The sequence below is a fragment of the Ornithinimicrobium sp. genome (genome assembly GCF_030537745.1).
Lineage (GTDB): Bacteria > Actinomycetota > Actinomycetes > Actinomycetales > Dermatophilaceae > Ornithinicoccus.
Genome location: NZ_JAUNVI010000107.1, coordinates 1 through 3,853, shown reverse-complemented (window position 1 = coordinate 3,853; position 3,853 = coordinate 1). Strand labels below are relative to the sequence as shown.

The 3,853-nt window shown below is 67.1% G+C and carries 4 protein-coding genes, 2 tRNA genes and 1 pseudogene; 3 read left to right on the top strand and 4 right to left on the bottom strand.

Annotation, left to right across the window (positions count from 1 at the left end; translation table 11 throughout):
* Nucleotides 1-43: 43 nt before the first annotated feature.
* A tRNA-Ser gene (locus Q4P07_RS13940) sits at nt 44-135 on the bottom strand.
* 126 nt (nt 136-261) lie between these two features.
* Between Q4P07_RS13940 and Q4P07_RS13935 the strand changes: the two genes are divergently transcribed.
* Nucleotides 262-1,854, top strand: a complete 1,593-nt coding sequence (locus Q4P07_RS13935; protein ID WP_303375520.1) for an LCP family protein — start codon at nt 262-264, stop codon at nt 1,852-1,854.
* 97 nt (nt 1,855-1,951) lie between these two features.
* Here Q4P07_RS13935 and Q4P07_RS13930 read toward each other — a convergent pair whose 3' ends face one another.
* Nucleotides 1,952-2,155 carry a cold-shock protein gene (locus Q4P07_RS13930; RefSeq protein WP_303375519.1) on the bottom strand — a complete coding sequence of 68 codons (204 nt, stop codon included), beginning with the start codon at nt 2,153-2,155 and terminating at the stop codon, nt 1,952-1,954.
* Between the two features lie 254 nt (nt 2,156-2,409).
* Here Q4P07_RS13930 and Q4P07_RS13925 point away from each other — a divergent pair.
* A tRNA-Ser gene (locus Q4P07_RS13925) sits at nt 2,410-2,492 on the top strand.
* 137 nt (nt 2,493-2,629) lie between these two features.
* Nucleotides 2,630-2,974, top strand: coding sequence for a YtxH domain-containing protein (locus Q4P07_RS13920; RefSeq protein ID WP_303375518.1), 345 nt, complete (start codon nt 2,630-2,632; stop codon nt 2,972-2,974).
* Between the two features lie 89 nt (nt 2,975-3,063).
* On the opposite strand, the gene epsC is transcribed toward Q4P07_RS13920, so the two are convergent.
* Nucleotides 3,064-3,678, bottom strand: coding sequence for a serine O-acetyltransferase EpsC (epsC, locus tag Q4P07_RS13915; RefSeq protein WP_303375517.1), 615 nt, complete (start codon nt 3,676-3,678; stop codon nt 3,064-3,066).
* Nucleotides 3,679-3,689: 11 nt separating this feature from the next.
* Nucleotides 3,690-3,853 (bottom strand): annotated as a pseudogene (locus tag Q4P07_RS13910) (cysteine synthase A); the annotation flags it as partial.

The following is a 3,853-nucleotide window of genomic DNA, read 5'->3' as shown; positions in this document are numbered from 1 at the left end:
CAGAACCCCCGGCCGGAGCGGCCGGGGGTTCTGTCATGATCGGCGGAGGCGGAGGGATTTGAACCCTCGATGGGGCTATAAACCCCAAACCCGCTTAGCAGGCGGGCGCCATAGACCAGACTAGGCGACGCCTCCAGATCGCAGATCAGCGTACCTGTCGCCCTCAGCAGGTCCAAAACCCGGTCTCGCACAGGTGATGATCAGGTGCCGTTGGTAGGACATGATGGTGGCACGCACCCCCCGGAAGGTTCTCCCGCCTCGATGAACGACCCCAGCGACAGCAGCGGCGCGCACGCTGCGCACGGCACCCGTAGTGAGTGGATGGACCACCATCGCGAAGGGCGACGTGCGACGCTGCCTCGCGCCTTGCGGCTGACTGCCCTGTCTGCCGTGGTGCCCGGCGCGGGGCTCCTGCGCACCCGCGCCAAGGTGCTCGGTATGGCGCTGCTGGGCGCACTCCTGGTCGGCGCTCTCGCGCTCGGGTATGCCGTCTGGCGCAAGGGGTTGACGAGCACGGCGCTGGGCACCGCGGCGAGCCCGGAACGGCTCAAGCTCATCCTGGCTGTCCTCATCATCGGCACGTTCATCTGGATCGCAGCGATCGCCACCACGGCGCTGCTGACCCGACCGGCACGAACCACCCGCAAGCAGCGCGTGACGCTGGCCGCGTTCACCGGCGTGCTGTGCCTGGCAGTCAGCGCCCCGGCCGCGCTCGGTTATGAATACATCACCAGCCATCTGAGCGCGATGGACAAGGTCTTCAACCAGCCGATGGCCTCCCCGAACGGCTCCGAGCCGACCTCCTCGCTGAGCAAGGACCCGAAGGACCCGTGGGCGGACCTGCCGCGCGTCAACATCCTGCTGCTCGGCTCGGACGCCGACAAGGGCAGGGAAGGCACCCGCACCGACACGATGATCGTTGCGAGCATCGACACGCACACCGGGGAGTCGGTGCTGTTCTCCATACCCCGCAACCTGCAACGCGTGCCGATCCCCCGCGATAACCCGCTCTACAAGACCTACGGCGGCGTCTACGACTGCGGCAACCAGTGCCTGATGAACGCCATCTGGACCGCGGCCGACCTGAACGCGCAAGAGCACCCTGCGTGGTATGTCGGCGAGACCAACCCTGGCCTGTCCGCGACCAGGGAGGTGCTCTCCACCATCCTCGGGCTCCCGATCCAGCACACCGTGATCGTCAACCTGAAGGGGTTTGAGGAGCTCATCGACGCGATGGGCGGGGTGAGCATCACGGTGCAGGAGCCGATCCCGATCAACGGGCGCACCTACACCGACGCCGCCGGGCATCTGCAACTCGACCCCAACTCCCCGGGCCTGGAGTGGCTCGAGCCCGGGACGCAGGAGCTCACCGGCCATCAAGCCCTGGGCTACAGCCGCTCCCGCGTCACCACCGACGACTTCAGCCGGATGCGCCGCCAACGGTGCATGGTCGCGGCCGTCATCGACCAGGCTGACCCGCTGACCCTGCTGCAGCGCTATCCGCAGATCATCACGGCGGTGGGCAACAACGTCGTCACCGACATCCCCAGCACCGAGCTCTCGACGTGGGCCGAGCTCGTCATGCTGGTGCAGAAGAGCAAGATCAAGAGCCTGCCCTTCACGCCCAAGAACACCGACGTCACGGACCCGGACTACTCCCAGATCCGCTATCTCGTCTGGGAAGCCATCCACCCGGCCGACGCCCCGCCCACGAGCGAGCAGCCGGCCGACGATGCGGCGGCCACCTCGACGGCACCCTCCGGGACGAGCACTTCTTCGTCTTCGCAGGACGACTCCTCGGCGACCACCACGGAGACCGACGAGCTAGCCGACATCGGCGCCGTCTGCGGTTGAGCCGCTCCCTCTCCTGCCGCACCCCACACAAGGACAAGGGTCTGCCCCCGACACCTGGTGGTGACGGGGGCAGACAAAGGTGGTCAGAGGGCTGACCTCAGAGCGGGTGCACCGCATCTGCCTGAGGACCCTTGGGGCCCTGCGTGACCTCGAACTCGACCCGCTGGGCCTCTTCGAGGGACTTGTAGCCGCTGGACTCGATGGCCGAGTAGTGGACGAATACGTCCGGGCCGCCTCCATCTTGAGCGATGAAGCCGAAGCCCTTCTCAGCGTTGAACCACTTGACGGTTCCTTGTGCCATGCCTGATCTTCTTTCTGCTGTACTACCAGGTGCGAGCTCTTCGCGAGTGACGCGAAGAGCGGTATGCGGTGAAACCCCCCAGCGTCCCGGTTTGTTCCGAAGATCTTTACTGCCAAGGAAATGCCACGTCAACCAACTCAACGGTAGCAGGCACCGACCCCCGCAGGGAGAGATCAGCCGCTGGCCAGGACTGGTGACTCCCGGCCCCTCCGTGCGATGATGCCCGTGACGACAACGCCTTCGCGCCGTCGCCGGGAGGGTTCGCATAGCGGCCGAGTGCAGGCGCCTTGAAAGCGCCCGAGGGAAACCTCCGTGGGTTCAAATCCCACACCCTCCGCCGACCCGCGACGCAGGCCGGGCTGACATCGCGGGATCTGCGAGTCCGGCAGGCACGTTGACGCTTCAGCAGGCGCCCTGGCCGAACTCGCGGGTAGGCTCGCAGATGAACGTTGACTTATCGGAAAGGAGTCACTCATGAACAAGTTACTGTTGCTCGTTGGCGCTGGGGTGGGTTACGTGCTTGGTGCGCGTGCCGGCCGTGAGCGCTACGACGCCATCGCTGACCAGGCCAACAAGCTGTGGACCGACCCACGCGTCCAGACCAAGGTCGAAGAGGTCAAGGCCAAGGCCCCCGAGGTCGCCAACAAGGTCGGCGAGGAGGCCAAGGCCCGCGCGAGCGAGGTCAAGGCCAAGGTCACCGGCCACGAGACGACCGGCGCCTCCGGCCACTACTCCAACGAGACCGGCGCAGCCGACTCCGGCGGCGGCCTAGAGGTCGACACCTCCGGTTTCGGCCCGGGCGGGGACAAGCTTCCCTGACGCTAACCAGCTAGTTCTGCTGTGACGAAGCGGCCCGTCTCATCGACGGGCCGCTTCGGCATGCTGCAGCCAGCTGCTGCGCTGGGCGCTCAGATCCAGAGCGCCGGCTCGTCATACAACGCGTGCTGCGGATCCTGCGAAGCAGGCAGCGGGCGGATCTTGGCTGGAATCCCCGTGGCGACCGCCATCGCCGGCACATCCTTGGTGACCACGGCATTGGCACCCACCGCGACGCCATGGCCAAGAGTCACATCGCCCAGCACCTTGGCGCCGGCACCGATGGTCACGCCATCGCCCAGCGTGGGGTGGCGTTTGACCCGGTCCAGGGAACGACCACCGAGGGTGGCCCCGTGATACATCATCACGTCATCACCCACCTCGGCGGTCTCGCCGATGACGACCCCCATGCCGTGGTCGATGAAGAAGCGCTTGCCGATCTGGGCTCCAGGGTGGATCTCCACGCCGGTCGCCGCCCGGGCCGCCTGTGACAGCAACCTGGCCGGCAACCTGGCACCGGAAGTCCACAGCCGGTGGGAGAGCCGGTGCACCCAGATCGCGTGCAGGCCCGGCGAGGCCAGCGCCATCTCGACGCGGCTGCTCGTCGACGGGTCACGCGCGATCGCGGCGTCCAGGTCGCCCCGGACCTCGCCCCCGGCGCGGGCGAGCGCACTGATCACCTCTCGAGGCGCGCGAGACAACGACACGGCTGTCTTCATCAGTCGGTCAGGCCCTCGAAGAGGACCGTGGACAGATAGCGCTCGCCGTAGTCAGGCACGATGGCCACGATCGTCTTGCCGGCAGACTCGGGCCGACGGGCGACCTCGAGGGCGGCGGCCACATTGGAGCCGGCGGAGATGCCGGTGAGGATCCCCTCCTGGG